Source organism: Leuconostoc aquikimchii (genome assembly GCF_040838325.1).
Taxonomy (GTDB): domain Bacteria; phylum Bacillota; class Bacilli; order Lactobacillales; family Lactobacillaceae; genus Leuconostoc; species Leuconostoc aquikimchii.
On sequence record NZ_JBFPER010000001.1, the window covers coordinates 307,757 to 323,754 of the forward strand.

Here is a 15,998-nt window from a genome sequence, read left to right on the forward strand (position 1 = left end):
ACTGATTGAATTCAGTTTTTTTGTGTTAAATATTACAGAATGGCAAAAAAATGCTATACTTAAAGATAGACAAACTAGTAGAAATACATGAGGAGAACGTCCATGAGTAAAATATTGGTTGTGGATGATGAGAAGCCAATCTCAGATATCATTAAATTTAATTTAACAAAAGAAGGCTATGAGGTGGTAACAGCAGCTGATGGTCAGGAAGCATTGACAATGTTCAATGAAGAAAAACCTGATCTTGTTTTGCTTGACCAAATGTTGCCTGAAATTGATGGTGTTGAAGTCTTGCGTCAAATTCGTTCAAAATCAGAAACACCAGTAATTATGGTGACGGCTAAGGATTCTGAAATCGATAAAGTGTTAGGGTTGGAAATGGGTGCTGACGATTATGTTACTAAGCCATTCTCAAATCGTGAGCTAGTAGCGCGCGTTAAAGCCAATTTGCGTAGTCGTAAGGCTGTTGCGCAACGGACTGACGAGACAGTTGCGAACACTGATGACATTGAGTTAGGTGATTTAACAATACATCCACAAGCTTATATGGTATCGAAATCTGGTCAAGATATTGAATTGACACATCGAGAATTCGAATTGCTCTATTATTTAGCACAACATATCAGTCAAGTGATGACACGTGAGCATTTGTTGCAGCAAGTTTGGGGCTACGATTACTTCGGTGATGTGCGAACGGTGGATGTTACTGTTCGCCGTTTACGTGAAAAAATTGAAGATAATCCAAGTCATCCTAACTGGTTAGCAACACGTCGTGGTGTAGGATATTATTTGCGTCCGGATGCAGAGTAATTTGATATCTGAAGTCAATGGTAAAGCAAATGGTTTTACTTAATCATGCAACGAAGATAGTTTCTCTGTTATATACCAAGGAGACAGACGCTATGCGTCAGTAATTATGAATAGTAAGACTAATTTTTTTAAATCTATACGTTTCCGCATCACACTTGTTTTTGTGTTGCTAATGATTATCGCACTCGAACTGTTGGGTGCGTTTTTTGTACGTCAAATAGAACAACAAAATTTAGCAACCTTCCAACAACAAATTACATTACCCAAATACGTGACAGATCAAATAACAACCGCGCTGAGAAATAGAGATGTGGATGCTGGTAATCATGAAATTCAAGATGTATTAACAGGTTTAAACAATACGAACCTTCAAGAAGCGCAAGTGATTGATAAAACAGGTACAATTCGTGGTACTTTGTCTGTGTCTGGACAACAAACAATTGGTCAAAAAACGACTGACTTGAATGCACAAAGAGCCGTAGCTGGTGAGCAATCCTTCTTAAAATCACGTACGATTAGTGAAGGTGGTGAGCGAAAGGCGTTAATGACAACGTCATTAGGTGTCACGACAGGACGTGTGAAAGACATAACCGGTGTTGTTGTTGTTAAAGCCAGTTTGTTACCGGTTTATCGTAATGTTAACAGTGTGATGCGTTTGTTCATTATTGCAGGTTTGGTGGCTCTGGTTGTTAGTATCGGGTTAGCGTTATTCCTTGCGCGAACTTTGACGCGGCCAATTGCACAAATTGATGAGCAAACAACGAAAATTGCCGGTGGTGATTATTCGATGGTGAACCATATCTATGGTTCTGATGAATTGGGACACTTGGCGCAATCGGTTAATGAATTATCAACACGTGTTGAAGAATCAACGGAGACAGTAAACGCCGAGCGAAACCGATTAGATTCTGTTTTAACGCACATGGCTGATGGCGTTTTAGCAGCTAATCGTCGTGGCGAAATCACTATTATTAACCAAGCGGCAGCCAATTTTGTTGGGGTTGATCGTGAAGATGCGATTGGCAAAAATGTCATTGATTTGCTACGTTTGCAAGGCAAACGAACGTTACGTGATATGCTGGAAAATCTGGATGATTTTCGAGTTGATTTGTCAGATGATAGTAATGATATATTAGTACAAGCCTATGTGTCATTAATTAAGCGACAATCAGGATTTATTTCTGGCTTAGTTGTGGTCTTACATAACATTACTGAGCAGCAACGAATTGATGCGGAACGTCGTATGTTCGTGTCAAATGTATCACATGAATTGAGAACGCCGTTAACTTCAGTCAGATCGTATGTTGATGCGTTAGCCGAAGGCGCCATTGACGATCCTGAGATGGCACAAAATTTCTTAGGCGTTGTCCAAGATGAAACACAGCGTATGATTCGCATGATTAATGACTTGTTGGCATTGTCGCGATTAGATCAAGGCACAATGGATGTCAGATTTGAAGTTGTTAATTTGAACAGTCTGTTTAACTTTGTATTGAACCGTTTTGATATGATTATTGAAAGTGATGCTAAAAACACCGATACACCAAATAAGAATTATAATATTCAACGTGAATTTACGAATGAAGATGTTTGGGTTGAAGTAGATCCAGATAAATTTACGCAAGTGCTTGATAATATCATGAATAATGCGGTTAAGTACTCGCCAGATGGCGGCACGATCACCGCCCGTTTAATCAAAACGAAGACACGCGCTATTTTAAGTATTTCAGATCAAGGATTAGGTATTCCGCGTAAAGATTTGGATAGTATATTCAATCGTTTCTTCCGTGTGGATAAGTCACGCTCACGTGCACAGGGTGGGACAGGATTAGGTTTGGCTATTTCTAAAGAAGTAGTGGAGCGTTTTAATGGTCGTATTTGGGTAGACTCGGTCGAAAACAGGGGATCAACATTCTATATTTCGCTTGCCTATGTAGATGATGATGTCATCGCGGAGGATGATTGGGATGCGGAATAAACAAAAAATTTTACAGAGTGTGTTATTAAATGCTTTGCTTGTTTTACTGCTTGTCATATCTGTTGTGTTAACAGGGTTTATTTTTAGCTCTTTTGGTAAAAATGAGGCGCCTGATCAAGCAACGGCGCAACAACCAGAAAAACAATTGCTTGAAATTTTTCGTCCGACACAATATATTGTGTCGCAGGCTGATGGGTCGCAACAGTTAGCCATGCACGCAGATGATGCAAGATTAAAAAAAATACGCACAGCGATAACAAATGCTAAATTAACGGATGCTCAAACTAAAACAGTCAGTGTCGCAGGCATTAAAAAAGTGTTGGCTACTAAAAAGTCTCAAATTTTTCGTTATCCGGATGTTGTGCCAATTTCTTATTTTAATATACGTTATGACCAAAATGTGTCCACACGAAAAAATTTCAACTTTGATTATTTTGTAGTAGCATTAGATCGTTCAAATAATAGCTATTTTGTGAACACTAAGACAAATCAAATTACTACAGTAAAAGTCAGCAAATTAGATCGTAACGCTGTTTGGGAACAATCTAAAAAGTTACCGAAAAATATGAACATTAATTTTAAAGCACATCAGGGTCGTGTTATGCTTAATTATCCAAAGAACATTACGTTACCAGTGTATTCTTACTTAGTAACCCGTCGTGATCCTAAAACTTATGTGTCAGCGCTGCTTGGCACCATTAATCAGCTGAATGTCACACAAGATGGTGATAAGACAGTTTATACAAATAAACTCAATAATCAAAAAATAATTTATGATCCAGACTGGGAAACCGTGACATTTGAAGATCATAATTTAAAAAACAAATTGCCTAAAAATTATATTGACCGTTTAAATACAGGCCTTTCGCAAATTAGTCTATTACAGTCTGATTTTACGGATACACGTTTTTATGAAAGCCAGCAAAATGGTCAAAAAATTACTTTTCGAACCTATGTCGAGGGTTTTCCTGTTTATTTTCAATCTGAAATTGGTGCCGTTCATATGACTATGGATAAACATGGTAACCTGACAAGCACGTATTCATTGAATGAAATTGGCGTCCCTGTACCCAATAGTCAACCTGACGTGGTATTGCCATCAACAACAGAGGTAATTAAGCAATTGACTGACGCTGGTGTACAAGAAAAAGATTATGATTTTATCACGCCGGGGTATGAATGGCGGCTTGATAAGGATAGTCAGGCCGCAGTGAATATGGAACCAACGTGGATGATTGAAACTCACACAGGTTGGCAAAGTGTGTCTTCGTATTTAAAAACGCGTTAAAAGTATGTCCGGTTCTAAAATCTAGGAGGAAAATATGCAATTTAAACGCATTAAAATATTAATGTTAATTTTGTTTTTTTTGTTAGATATATTTTTACTCAATTGGTGGCGTTCCGGACAAGTACCACAAGAACAAGTGACAGATGCAAATACCAACATTATTTCAGAGATGAAAAAGCAAAAAATTCAATTACCAAAATTTGGTACGGCCGTTCACTATAGTGGTTACGTTGCTGCGCAACATGGGGATAGGCATGAAATGTCGTTACCTTCTAATATAGACATTACTTCCGGTAACCATTCAACTACTGTGGTTGCCAAATTTAAACAAGATATCTCAAAAAAGATTGGGACCAATGCAAGTGAAACAGTACTTGCTGCTTATAGTGCAGGTTATCGATATAACCCTGTATTAACGGCAGACAAAACGAATTCAGATCGGGTATATTCACAACGTATTGAGGGGTTACCAGTACTTGCTGATAGCGGTATTATGACTTTTCAGTATAATAAATCAGGTCGGTTGACTGGCTTTACTAAGCGACAGTTAGTTAACATTGAAAAACTGCGTGATGCGCGTGCTACGATAACGGAAGAAGATGCGATTATTGCGTTATATCGTTACAATGAAATTGGCAGTGGGGATCGTTTGTCCAAGGGGTACTTGTCTTATGACAGAACCTTAACGGTTAATGGCTATGATATTTTTCTACCTGTCTGGGCATTTGAAGCTTATAGTGGTAATGAAAAATATGTTTTGAAAATTAATGCCTTTACGGGCGATAATTTATCGGAGTAATTTAATCTAATATTAATTTTTGTTGTATATAATAACTATAATTCAATTGATGGGTGGCTAAAAGTATGGCGCAACAATCAGTAACAAAAATAATAGTAACAGCTGCAATCGCCGGTGTTATTGGTGGTGGGGCTGTTTTATATGGGCAAAGAGGTGTTGAGAGTCTACAATCTACAACACAAAAAGTTCAGACTAAAGCGACTAAAAAAACAACGATCCCAACTAATGCGACGGCAACAACCGCTTATAGTAAAGTTTCAAATGCAGTTGTATCAGTACTTAATTTTTCACAGACTGGTACAAATAATTATCAAGAATCATCAGAAGGTTCCGGTGTCATCTATAAAAAAGCAGGAGATGCTGCTTATATTGTCACAAATAATCACGTTGTTAATGGCGCGGCTCAGATACAGGTTATGCTGCATGATGGCAAAAAAGTCACGGCAACACTGGTGGGTAAGGATGCCATGACTGATTTGGCAGTACTTAAAATAGATCCGAAGGTCGTTACGACAACAGCAGATTTTGGTGATTCTAGTCAGATACAAGTTGGCCAAAAAGTATTAGCGATTGGATCACCACTTGGGTCTGAATATGCATCGTCTGTTACTGAGGGCATTATTTCTGCTAAGAAGCGATTAGTGGCGTCAACCTCAGAGGATGGTCAAAATTATGGTGGATCAACTGTTATTCAAACTGATGCGGCAATTAATCCTGGTAATTCTGGCGGACCACTGGTTAATTTTGAAGGACAGGTTGTTGGTATTAATTCGATGAAATTATCATCGTCAGCATCAGGTACTAGTGTTGAAGGTATGGGTTTTGCCATTCCGTCTGATCAAGTTGTCGATATTGTCAATAAATTGGTCAAAGATGGTAAAGTAACGCGTCCAGCCATTGGTATTGGCCTTGTGGAGCTTTCTGCAGTGACAGTTGATGATCAAAAAAACCTTTTGAAGATACCTACATCTGTTAATGGCGGTGTTGTTATCATGAGTACAACGCCAAATGGGCCAGCAGATAAGGCTGGATTGAAGAAATATGATGTCATAACTGAGATTGGCGGTAAAAAAGTGACTGGCCAAGCTGATCTGCGTGAAGAGTTGTATAAACATAATTTGAATGATACTGTGACCATTACATATTATCATCAGAAAGATAAGAAAACAGTTACAGTAAAATTAACACAAAAATTAGAAAGCTAACGCAAGGCGTTAGCTTTTTCTTTACCTTATATTGACAAAAGTATTAAAATAAGCGTTTTCATGAAATGTTGAAAACTTGCATGAAAATGTTGATAACTAATTATAATAACCAATAATATGTGGATAAGTGACTATAAATTGTGGAAAAATGAACAAAAAAGATAAAATAATATTAAATAGGGGTATTTTGATAGAAAATGACATAATTTTTTTCGTTGGATGCCAATAATTGCTAGATTATACGTATTTAGGTGCAAACATAACGAGTTAAGACATTAAACAGTGCTAATTTGGCGTTAAACAGCAACGCAAACCTTTAAAATAGCGGGTATCGTCAGGGGAACACATGTGCTTATCCACAGCTGTGGATAAAAAAGTGGAAAATTGTGGATAAGTCACGATTAAGCGCGCAAAATTTACGCGAATAGCCTCAAACGGGGTTATAAAAGTTATCCACAATTTGTGCTAATTTAATCAAAAACTGTGGATAAAAAATATACGAACATGATGATGCCTGATATAATAAGGGTGTGTACCTGTTAATGCTTGATTGTTCGTGTGGATAATTGTGGATAACTTTTAAGATACAAACGTTTGCATGAGGGGCCGTTATATTAAGAAAGTTTAAAGATAGAGGGTAATATGAATATTAAATTGATCACAGTTGGTAAGTTGAAAGAGACATATCTTAAGGATGGTATTGCAGAATATACCAAGCGCTTATCACGTTTTGCTAAAACAGACATCATTGAATTAACTGATGAAAAGACACCAGAAAAGGCTAGTTTGACACAAAATCAACAAATTATGGCTAAAGAAGGCAGCCGTATTGCCGAGAAAATTGGACCACGTGATTTTGTTATTGTATTAGCAATTGAAGGCAAGCAACTATCTTCGGAAGCGTTTGCTAAAAAAATCGCTGATGTGATGGTTACTGGTTATTCTGATATTACGTTTATTATTGGTGGTTCATTGGGGCTTGATCCAATGATTAAACAACGCGCTAATATGAAAATGAGTTTTGGTTTGCTAACATTGCCGCATCAATTGATGCGACTCGTTTTGATTGAACAAATTTATCGTGCGTTTATGATTCAACAGGGTTCGCCTTATCACAAATAAGAAACTAATAAAATAAATATTGAATTATCTAGCTAATAAACGAGAGGTGACATATAATATAGTAAATTATAATTATCTAAAAGAGGGTGTGTGATATGAATGAATTTCCACAAGTTTTAACGATTGCTGGGTCTGATTCAGATGGATCGGCCGGAATGCAAGCTGATTTACATACATTTTTTATTCGGAAAACATACGGAATGAGTGTGCTTGTTGCTGCGGTGGCTGGCAATTCATATGGTATTCATGCGTCTGAAACATTACCTTTACCGTTTATTGAAAAGCAATTTGAGGTTTTAGCAGATGATTTTCAAGTTCGGGCCAGTAAAACAGGTATGCTTTCAGATGCTGATTTAATTGCGACGGTGGTTACTGCCTATAAAACTTATGATTTTGGACCATTAGTTGTTGATCCGGTGATCACAACGAAACATGGTGCGCAGCTTTTAGCTGATAATGCTTTTCAGGCGTTGAAAACTGAGTTATTACCATTGGCTGAAGTGGCGACACCTAATTTTTTTGAAGCACAACTGCTGACTGGACGAACAATTAATTCAGAGGCTGATCAACGTGAAGCAGCACGCGATATTCAAAAATTAGGGGTTAAAAATGTCGTCATTAAAGGTTGGCATAATCAAGAAAACCAATCTGAAGTGGCTGATTATGTGTTATTAGCAGATGGCAGTGATTTTTGGTTGCGTCATCGGTACTTTGACACGACACACATTAATGGCACAGGGGACACGCTAAGTGCTACAATTGCAGCAGAAATAGCTAAAGGCACCGATGTAGCAACAGCTATTAGAATTGGACATGATGTGACAAAAGCGGCCATTGAAATTGGCATTGCAGTGGGGCACCAGTTTGGGCCGATTAATCATTGGGCGGCAGTAGATATTTGAGTTTTGTATTATAAAGCATAGTTAAAAAGAAGCGACAAGTGTGAACTAGTATTGCATAAGTGCAATGTCAGTTTACAACAATGTCGCTTCTTTTTTGAACTTACTGCGCGCAATGTGTTTTTGATTTTATACAAAATCGCTTGGGGCTCTGTTTTTAAATAAGAGGGATAACGCCGCACCAATCAGCATGATTGCGGCTGCGGTTAGAAAAGTAACTTTGATACCATGTAACTGGATGAGTACATCAAGCGTGCTGGCATGCGTCTTACCGTAACTCAGAGCTGATCGTGTCATGATAGTGACTAATGCTGCTGTACCAAATGAAGCGGCAATTTGACGAACTGTCGTGAACATCGCTGATCCATCAGGCATAAGTGACAAAGGTAGAGCGTTAAAGGCTTCGGTTTGAATGGGCATTAAGACTAAGACTAAACCAAGTTGGCGTATAAATTGACCAACAACGGCAAACCAGAGTGGTGTATTGAGTGATAGTGAGGCTAAAATAATTGTCCCGATAGCTGTGATTACGATACCGAATAGCGTGAGATATTTTACACCATATTGATCATATAAACGACCGCTCCATGGGGACAAAAACGCGGTGACTAACGCACCTGGGAATAGTACGAGTCCCGAAATAAAAGCTGAAGCGCCACGAATTGTTTGCATATAGAGTGGTAGCATCATTGCACCACCATACATAGCAATCATTAAAATAATATTAATTGACATGGCAATGACAAATTCACGATGCTTCAAAACGGCCATATTGAGTAGCGGTGTCTCGGTTGAAAATTGTCGCCAAACGAACAAGGCTGTCACAATTAAGCCAATAATAATAAATCCCCAGACTGTAAATTCAGACCATGGTGTTGCGCCAGCGTTTGAAAAACCGTAAAGCAATGAGCCAAGCCCAATACTGGATAGCACAACACCAAGAAAATCAAATTTAAGCTTTTTTTGTTCACCGATATTTTGTAATAGAAAATAAGCGAGTATGAAGTCAGCAATAATTAATGGCGCGACAATGAAAAACAGGAAACGCCAAGATAGGTTTGTGACGATAAGTCCGGATAATGATGGCCCAAGTGCTGGTGCGAAGTTTAAGGCTAAACCAATTAATCCCATCGCACCACCACGTTTGTCAGGCGCAAAAAGATTCATCACAACAACGTTCATTAGTGGACCGAAGACACCGGCACCCATGGCTTGAATCATGCGCCCAGTAATTAAAATGGTGAAATTTGGCGCAAAACCAGCTATGAGGGTACCAATTGCAAACAGGCCAACAGCTGTAAGATATAGTTTGCGTGTGGTGAGACGTTGGATTAGAAACGCCGTCAGTGGTACCATGACACCATTAACTAGCATATAACCGTTGGTTATCCATTGGCCTAATCCTGGGCCAATGTGAAAGTCGCGCATAATACTAGGTAAGGCAACATTCATGAGCGTTTGATTTAAAAACCCCAGAAATGTACCGATAACTAGAATGGTAAGAATCGATTTTTGTTTTTTTGATATATTCAAATGTCGTTCAACCTTTCTTTTAAATGATTATAACATAGGATTAATCGTAATATAATAAAAAGTGTAAACAAAAAACCAGTAAAAATACTGGTTTTAGTTAAGTCAAATTACTTTGTTACAGGTAATTCTTCTGACTTACCTTTTGCCCATTGTTGCAACTTGGCAATAGCCGTTTGACGTTGCTTCTTAGCTGAGTTGTGTCCGACCTTGCGAGCACGGGCGAATGAATTAAGCGGCTTCTTTAATGCCATGATGGGTACTCCTTTTTCAAATGTTTTTACATACAAGATCTTATTATACGTTATATAGGTTCAAAAATCAATGTTTTAAAAAAATAAGTGTTTCTAAAATTTTACAAATTTAAGGTACAATAGATATATGGAAATATGGTCTGAACAAACAATTAAAGATTTTCGTCGCACGTTACTTGATTGGTATGATCAAGAGGGACGTGCGACCTTACCTTGGCGTCTGAATCATGAACCTTATCGCGTGCTGGTCTCTGAAATTATGTTGCAGCAAACACAGGTTGATACAGTTTTGCCTTATTATGAGCGATTTATGTCTGATTTGCCAACGGTTCAGGACTTAGCCTATGCGCCAGAGGCGCAAGTGTTAAAGCTATGGGAAGGGTTAGGATATTATTCTCGCGCCCGTAATCTACAAAAAGCAGCGCGATTTATTGTGGATGAGTTACATGGTCATTGGCCTGAAAGCGCGGATGATTTACAGGAATTACCGGGCGTGGGACCCTACACGTCGGCGGCTATTGCATCAATTAGTTTTGGTGAGGTGGTGCCTGCGGTTGATGGTAATGCTTATCGTGTATTTAGTCGATTACTTAAAATTGATGCTGACATCGCTAACACGAAATCACGTAAAATTTTTTATGATGCTATTGCGCCAATTGTCGATATATCACGTCCTGGAGATTTTAATCAAGCGATTATGGATCTAGGATCAAGTTTTATGACAGCTAAAAATCCGGATAGTCAGAATTCACCAGTGCGAGAATTTAATGCTGCCTTTCGGGACGATGTGGAAGCAAAATATCCAGTTAAAACTAAAAAACAAAAGCCAATAAAACAGATGTATATGGCCACTATATCTGAAAGTAATGACAAATTATTATTTGAAAAAAGGCCAGACACTGGTTTATTAGCTGGTTTTTGGACGTTTCCGCTAATTGAAATTAATAGTATTGACGATATTGAAGGTCAGCAACTTAATATTAAACCAATTATTCATGTGTTTACGCATCGGCGTTGGGAGATATGGTTAGTGAAACAAGATGTTGATCTCATGCCAAATCAACAATACTTATCACCAGATGACTGGCAAAGATTATCTTTACCTACTGTACAACATAAATTACTTAAAGCGCTGGAGGCGTTCCAATAATGTTTCCCAATATGAAATTAAAAAAATTATTTTTTTGGACACTAGAATTACTGGCGTTAGCTGTTTTGATTTTGATCGTATCTGGATTTGATTTTTTGATGCGACCGATTAACGTTTTTGTTTCAACAGTATTTGTGCCGTTACTTGTTGCAGGATTCCTGTACTACGTGTTAAAACCAATCTTGAAATTAATAAAAAAAATAACAGTTTTCGGTAGACACATGCCACATCAATTAGCGGTTATTATCACGTTTGTTTTATTTTTAGCAATTATTGCGGCGGCGTTAGTTGGTTTGGTGCCAACATTGATCCGTGAAATAACGAATTTGATTACGGCTATGCCGAGTTTTGTGCAAGATGTGCAACGATTTACGTCGGAAACTGTCAATAGTCGATGGTTTGAAAATTTGAATTTGTCTGTTAATGCGGATCAAATTAGAGCAGAAGTTAGTAAATATGCTGCATCCTTTTTAACAATTACAGCTGGGACGCTAGGGACAGTTGTCGCCACAATAACGTCAGTAACAATTAACCTTGTGACCATTCCGGTTGTATTATTTTACATGTTAAGTGATGGCGAGCGTTTGGTGCCTGCCATCAAAAAGATCTTTCCAAATCGACATGCACAAAAAATTTCCGAATTGACTACAAAAATGGACAACACCATAGAAAAATATATTTCGGGTCAAGCCATTGAAATGTTGTTTGTTGGTATTACGATGGCTATTGGGTATATGATTATTGGACAACCCTATGCTTGGTTACTTGCGGTCGTGGCTGGTATTACAAATATTGTGCCATATATCGGTCCTTGGATTGGGGTGGTACCAGCTTTAATCGTGGCTAGTACCCAATCTTGGAAGCAGATGTTGTTTGTCTTTATTGTGATGACAATTGTTCAGCAGCTTGATGGGAACTTTATTTATCCTAATGTCATCGGCAAATCATTGGCGATTCATCCCCTGACAATTATGCTGTTATTAATGGTTGCTGGTAATTTGTGGGGAATTGTTGGTATGATTGTAATTGTGCCAGTATATGCAGTCTTAAGAGTGATTATTTCTTTTGTTTTGGAACTTGTTGCACTGACCAAAAACAAAGAGTTACGGCAAGAATAGTTTTTTAGAAAAATTGAATTTTGACATTTTTAATATTTAATAGTTCCTGTGTACTGTTCTGTGCGAGATTATCCACAGTGTCAAACAATCACCATGAGCGTGGCAGTGTTGATACGTAATGATAGGATGTTTGATTTGCTAACGCGCGGCTACCAATTAAAAAAGAATATGAAATTGGGTGTTGACGTACGAGCATTTTTCAAGTAAACTAATATAGTTGCGTAAACAACAATGCGGGTGTGGCGGAACTGGCAGACGCGCTGGATTTAGGTTCCAGTGCCGCAAGGCGTGCAGGTTCGATTCCTGTCACCCGTATAAGAGAATTAGTATTCTCTGGGGTATCTAGTATGACTTAGGCATACTTGAGTACTTGGAGTTGCCGACTTAGCTCAGTTGGTAGAGCATCTCACTAGTAATGAGGGGGTCAACGGTTCGAATCCGCTAGTCGGCATCAGGTAAAAAGTAGCGACAATATTGTCGCTACTTTTTTTATTGCACTAGTTGGCTTTACAAACTAGTGCAGTATGGTTTATAATACTAGTATGCTAAACATATTAGTAAGAAGGAATAAAAATGAAATCAAATACTTCTAGTCAAATGCTTAAAGGTATTTTACAAGGTGTGATGCTAATTATTTTAGAAAAAAAACCAGACTATGGGTATGGTATTAGTAAGCAAATCAATCAATATGGCTTGTCTGATATACCGAAAGGGACAATATATCCTTTATTAACAACAATGGAAAAGCGCGGATTAATTGAAGGGAAAATGAAACCTTCACTGGCAGGTCCCGACCGTAAATATTATTTTACAACAGTCGCAGGTATACAAGCTAAAAAAGATTTTATTAATGAATGGCATTTTTTAGAGGGAGCAGTTAATCAATTGATTGACGAGGGGGAAAATAATGAAAACAAAAGAAATGATTGAATCGAATAATTTGTTACGTGAAAATTTGAATGCAGAGAATAAAGTATTTTATGAAAATTTATTATTGTATATTAGAATCGAAGGTTTCGCACGTGACGAATACAAAATAGAAACGCAATTATTAAGTATACTACAGGACATTTTGGAAGCGCAAAATGATGATGTTTCAGCAGCAGATTATTTTGGCAAAGAACCTAAAGTCATTGCTGATGAAATATTGTCTGAAATGCCACGTCATATTTTGGAAATTATTAAAGTAGGTTTTTATCTTTTATTAACTTATATTGGTGTTTGTTTTTTACCATCTTTAATGATTGCAGAGAAGCCCATTGATATTGGTATGTTAGTTATTTCAGGTAGCTATCTATATGTTGTGATTTTGATTGGTTTTAAATATCTTGGCCGAACAATATATCAAGTCAATACCACACTGAAAAATAAATATTTGCAGTATTTTGTGGTTTGGCTAGCTGTTAGTGTTATTAGCGCACCCATATTTTTGATGAACATGTTTTTAAAAACGCCACTGCATTTGTGGATAGATGGTGGATTGGGTATTGTTATTATTTTGTTAACATTAATAGTAGGACTATATTTTTTCATTCGTCAAAAAGATAAAACATTTATTTGGCCATTTGTTATCTTTTTGGTTGGTGCGGGGGTTATGGGAATTGTGACACGACTACCTAAGTTAAATGATTTGTTACTTCATACGAAAGATGGCCGATATTTGATAGCTGGTATAACAATGGCTTTACTATTATTATTTTACTTATTAAATTTTATAGCGCTGAAAAAAATTAAAAAGCAAGATAAAAGTCATTAAAAAATAAGCAAGAACTGCGTTTTTAAACGCAGTTCTTGCTTATTTTTTAATGATTAATCACGTCGTGTTAACTTCACAACGCCTTCCCATCGTGCTGTCTGTGGGAACATATCAATGCTTTGAATATAATCGACTTTATAGGCTTTTGTTAGGTCAACTAAGTCACGAGCCAATGTTGACGCGTTACATGAGATGTAAACAAATTTTTCCGGCATTGTCCGCAAAATTTCGCGACGTAAAGCAGTGTCAAGTCCAGTACGTGGTGGATCAACAACCAGTGCATCAGCTAACCAACCTTCAGCTTGCCATTTTGGAAATAGCTCTTCTGCTGTACCGCTTTCATATTTAGCATTTTCAATGTGGTTAATTTTAGCATTGATGTTCGCATCGTCAACTGCTTCAGGAATAATTTCCATACCACGAACTTCGCCAACTTTATCAGCTAAACTTAAACCAATTGTACCAACACCAGCGTAGGCATCGACTAGTTTGTCAGCATGTGTCAAATCAAGCGCAGCTAGTGCTTCTTTATAGACTACGGCCATCTGTATAGGATTGAGTTGCATGAAGGCGCGAGGGGAAAGTTGGAAAGTTTTCCCCATAATTGTTTCTTCAATGTAATCTTTCCCCCACAATTTAATTGTTTCTTCACCCCAAACAAGACTCGTGCGACCAGGATTGAAGTTTTGGAAAATACCTGTTACTTCGGGTAGAGCTTGGTTAATAGCTGTAATCAAAGCAGTATCACCAGGGAATCCATCAGTATTTGTGACAAAGGTGAGCTGGACTTCACCGGTTGTATGTGACACACGAACGACGATGGTTTTAACTGTGCCATGATTTTTATCTTCATTATAAATTGAAACTGAAAGCTTATCAAGCAACTCACGAATCGTTCGCATAACTTTCATCGTCACAGGATCTTGTGTGTGGACAACAGGTAAGTCAACAAGATCGTGACTGCTGCGTTTGTACATACCGACACTGAGTTTTTTACCGATTTTACGAACAGGAAATTGTGCTTTGTTACGATACTCGTAGGGGTTTTCCATGCCAATCGTGTCACGTAAATCGTAATCAGACCAACCACGTGGTTGGAATTTTTCTAATGACTGCACAAGGACATCTTTTTTAAACGCTAACTGCGCGGGATAAGTCATGTGTTCTAGTTCAAAGCCACCGACTTCATCAGCAAACTCATCTAGTGGTTTAACGCGGTTTGGTGATTTTTCACGAATTTTTAATACGCGAGCTGCAATATATTTTGGTTCTACTTCAGTGACCCTAACGACAGCGACTTCATCTGGTAAAGCACCGGGAACGAAAACAATTTTACGTTTAAAGTAGCCAATACCTTCGCCGTTGATACCTAGTCGCTTGATTGTTAGTGGGAAGTTTTGATCGACATGTACGTCAACACCATCGAAATGAGGATCTTGTCTTTTTCCTGACTTGCGTGGGTCAAATTTCTTGCCGTAAAAAGGTTTTTTACCACTTGAATTGAGGTTTTTTTGTGCGTAAGAACGCTTTTTTGGTGAATTTTCTGTCATGATGTGTTGTCTTAGCTCATTAGTTTCATTACTAACATCAGCTAAGACATTTCCTTTCTGCATTGCAATGCCATGGTAACTTTGTTATCTATCAAGTATAACAGCTCAGCCCATATAAAACAGGTGATAATTTATATATATAACACACTTGTGTTATATCACGTGTGTGTTATAATTAAATTGTAAAGGAGATGTGGAAAAATGTTAGGAAACAACAACTTTATTAACCGCAATCACGATCGTGTACGCGGACAAACTTTAAACTGGAGTGATGATTATGAGATTTGATATTAAGGCGTATTTGGATGACAATTCGCTCACGATATACCGAGTGGCGAAAGATTCTGGATATGGTTATACAACGATCCATAAATCATTTAATAAAACGCAATCAGATGCAACCAGTTTGAACATGAGAGATCTTGATGCGCTTGCTAAAGCGCAACATCAAGCAATGTGGGAAGTGCTAAGAGACCTTGAAAAACTATATTTTAATTCAGACGAACGTTGATTTGGTAAGCTATGTTAAGCACAGCTGA

15 protein-coding genes and 2 tRNA genes are annotated in these 15,998 nt (G+C 37.7%); 14 read left to right on the forward strand and 3 right to left on the reverse strand.

The window, feature by feature from the left end; translation table 11 throughout:
- Window positions 1-102: 102 nt before the first annotated feature.
- From yycF to thiD, 7 genes are all read left to right on the forward strand, one after another.
- Window positions 103-810, forward strand: coding sequence for a response regulator YycF (gene yycF / locus AB3K24_RS01565; protein ID WP_367973481.1), 708 nt, complete (start codon window positions 103-105; stop codon window positions 808-810).
- Window positions 811-916: 106 nt separating this feature from the next.
- Entirely contained in the window at window positions 917-2,788 is a 1,872-nt protein-coding gene (gene walK / locus AB3K24_RS01570; protein WP_367973482.1) for a cell wall metabolism sensor histidine kinase WalK, read from the forward strand.
- Complete coding sequence (gene yycH / locus AB3K24_RS01575; protein WP_367973483.1) at window positions 2,778-4,076, forward strand: two-component system activity regulator YycH; 1,299 nt, start codon at window positions 2,778-2,780, stop codon at window positions 4,074-4,076. Before walK ends, yycH begins: the two co-directional genes overlap by 11 nt.
- 34 nt (window positions 4,077-4,110) lie before the next feature.
- On the forward strand, window positions 4,111-4,875 hold the full coding sequence (gene yycI, locus AB3K24_RS01580; protein ID WP_367973484.1) for a two-component system regulatory protein YycI: 765 nt from the start codon (window positions 4,111-4,113) through the stop codon (window positions 4,873-4,875).
- Between the two features lie 65 nt (window positions 4,876-4,940).
- The gene (locus AB3K24_RS01585; RefSeq protein ID WP_367973485.1) at window positions 4,941-6,080 is read left to right on the forward strand and encodes a S1C family serine protease; all 1,140 of its coding nucleotides are present in this window, start codon (window positions 4,941-4,943) and stop codon (window positions 6,078-6,080) included.
- 642 nt (window positions 6,081-6,722) lie between these two features.
- The gene (gene rlmH, locus AB3K24_RS01590) at window positions 6,723-7,202 is read left to right on the forward strand and encodes a 23S rRNA (pseudouridine(1915)-N(3))-methyltransferase RlmH (protein WP_367973486.1); all 480 of its coding nucleotides are present in this window, start codon (window positions 6,723-6,725) and stop codon (window positions 7,200-7,202) included.
- A 95-nt stretch (window positions 7,203-7,297) separates the two neighbouring features.
- Window positions 7,298-8,104, forward strand: a complete 807-nt coding sequence (thiD, locus tag AB3K24_RS01595) for a bifunctional hydroxymethylpyrimidine kinase/phosphomethylpyrimidine kinase (protein WP_367973487.1) — start codon at window positions 7,298-7,300, stop codon at window positions 8,102-8,104.
- A 126-nt stretch (window positions 8,105-8,230) separates the two neighbouring features.
- On the opposite strand, the gene AB3K24_RS01600 is transcribed toward thiD, so the two are convergent.
- Together AB3K24_RS01600 and AB3K24_RS01605 are read right to left on the reverse strand one after the other, a co-directional pair.
- Window positions 8,231-9,634 (reverse strand): MDR family MFS transporter, encoded by a 1,404-nt coding sequence (locus AB3K24_RS01600; protein WP_367973488.1) that lies wholly within the window; start codon window positions 9,632-9,634, stop codon window positions 8,231-8,233.
- Between the two features lie 107 nt (window positions 9,635-9,741).
- Window positions 9,742-9,885, reverse strand: coding sequence for a hypothetical protein (locus AB3K24_RS01605; protein ID WP_010015935.1), 144 nt, complete (start codon window positions 9,883-9,885; stop codon window positions 9,742-9,744).
- 127 nt (window positions 9,886-10,012) lie between these two features.
- Between AB3K24_RS01605 and mutY the strand changes: the two genes are divergently transcribed.
- The 6 genes from mutY to AB3K24_RS01635 all read left to right on the forward strand — a co-directional run bounded on the left by mutY (window position 10,013) and on the right by AB3K24_RS01635 (window position 13,909).
- Entirely contained in the window at window positions 10,013-11,035 is a 1,023-nt protein-coding gene (mutY, locus tag AB3K24_RS01610) for an A/G-specific adenine glycosylase (RefSeq protein ID WP_367973489.1), read from the forward strand.
- Window positions 11,035-12,153 (forward strand): AI-2E family transporter, encoded by a 1,119-nt coding sequence (locus AB3K24_RS01615; RefSeq protein ID WP_367973490.1) that lies wholly within the window; start codon window positions 11,035-11,037, stop codon window positions 12,151-12,153. The genes mutY and AB3K24_RS01615 overlap by 1 nt, the downstream gene beginning before the upstream one ends.
- A 233-nt stretch (window positions 12,154-12,386) precedes the next feature.
- Window positions 12,387-12,468, forward strand: a tRNA-Leu gene (locus AB3K24_RS01620).
- 63 nt (window positions 12,469-12,531) lie between these two features.
- A tRNA-Thr gene (locus tag AB3K24_RS01625) sits at window positions 12,532-12,604 on the forward strand.
- Window positions 12,605-12,726: 122 nt separating this feature from the next.
- Window positions 12,727-13,083, forward strand: coding sequence for a PadR family transcriptional regulator (locus tag AB3K24_RS01630; RefSeq protein WP_367973491.1), 357 nt, complete (start codon window positions 12,727-12,729; stop codon window positions 13,081-13,083).
- Window positions 13,061-13,909: a DUF1129 domain-containing protein gene (locus AB3K24_RS01635; protein ID WP_367973492.1), complete on the forward strand. Its 849-nt coding sequence runs from the start codon at window positions 13,061-13,063 to the stop codon at window positions 13,907-13,909. Before AB3K24_RS01630 ends, AB3K24_RS01635 begins: the two co-directional genes overlap by 23 nt.
- A gap of 53 nt (window positions 13,910-13,962) precedes the next feature.
- Here AB3K24_RS01635 and rlmD read toward each other — a convergent pair whose 3' ends face one another.
- Window positions 13,963-15,459 (reverse strand): 23S rRNA (uracil(1939)-C(5))-methyltransferase RlmD, encoded by a 1,497-nt coding sequence (gene rlmD, locus AB3K24_RS01640; RefSeq protein ID WP_367975530.1) that lies wholly within the window; start codon window positions 15,457-15,459, stop codon window positions 13,963-13,965.
- Window positions 15,460-15,736: 277 nt separating this feature from the next.
- Between rlmD and AB3K24_RS01645 the strand changes: the two genes are divergently transcribed.
- Window positions 15,737-15,970: a hypothetical protein gene (locus AB3K24_RS01645; protein WP_010387370.1), complete on the forward strand. Its 234-nt coding sequence runs from the start codon at window positions 15,737-15,739 to the stop codon at window positions 15,968-15,970.
- Window positions 15,971-15,998 lie beyond the last annotated feature (28 nt).

Bases quoted from the DNA above. Each gene is read 5' to 3' on its own strand.
- yycF (WP_367973481.1), top strand. From the start codon at position 103: ATGAGTAAAATATTGGTTGTGGATGATGAGAAGCCAATCTCAGATATC.
- walK (WP_367973482.1), top strand. From the start codon at position 917: ATGAATAGTAAGACTAATTTTTTTAAATCTATACGTTTCCGCATCACA.
- yycH (WP_367973483.1), top strand. From the start codon at position 2,778: ATGCGGAATAAACAAAAAATTTTACAGAGTGTGTTATTAAATGCTTTG.
- yycI (WP_367973484.1), top strand. From the start codon at position 4,111: ATGCAATTTAAACGCATTAAAATATTAATGTTAATTTTGTTTTTTTTG.
- AB3K24_RS01585 (WP_367973485.1), top strand. From the start codon at position 4,941: ATGGCGCAACAATCAGTAACAAAAATAATAGTAACAGCTGCAATCGCC.
- rlmH (WP_367973486.1), top strand. From the start codon at position 6,723: ATGAATATTAAATTGATCACAGTTGGTAAGTTGAAAGAGACATATCTT.
- thiD (WP_367973487.1), top strand. From the start codon at position 7,298: ATGAATGAATTTCCACAAGTTTTAACGATTGCTGGGTCTGATTCAGAT.
- AB3K24_RS01605 (WP_010015935.1), bottom strand. From the start codon at position 9,885: ATGGCATTAAAGAAGCCGCTTAATTCATTCGCCCGTGCTCGCAAGGTC.
- mutY (WP_367973489.1), top strand. From the start codon at position 10,013: ATGGAAATATGGTCTGAACAAACAATTAAAGATTTTCGTCGCACGTTA.
- AB3K24_RS01615 (WP_367973490.1), top strand. From the start codon at position 11,035: ATGTTTCCCAATATGAAATTAAAAAAATTATTTTTTTGGACACTAGAA.
- AB3K24_RS01630 (WP_367973491.1), top strand. From the start codon at position 12,727: ATGAAATCAAATACTTCTAGTCAAATGCTTAAAGGTATTTTACAAGGT.
- AB3K24_RS01635 (WP_367973492.1), top strand. From the start codon at position 13,061: ATGAAAACAAAAGAAATGATTGAATCGAATAATTTGTTACGTGAAAAT.
- rlmD (WP_367975530.1), bottom strand. From the start codon at position 15,459: ATGACAGAAAATTCACCAAAAAAGCGTTCTTACGCACAAAAAAACCTC.
- AB3K24_RS01645 (WP_010387370.1), top strand. From the start codon at position 15,737: ATGAGATTTGATATTAAGGCGTATTTGGATGACAATTCGCTCACGATA.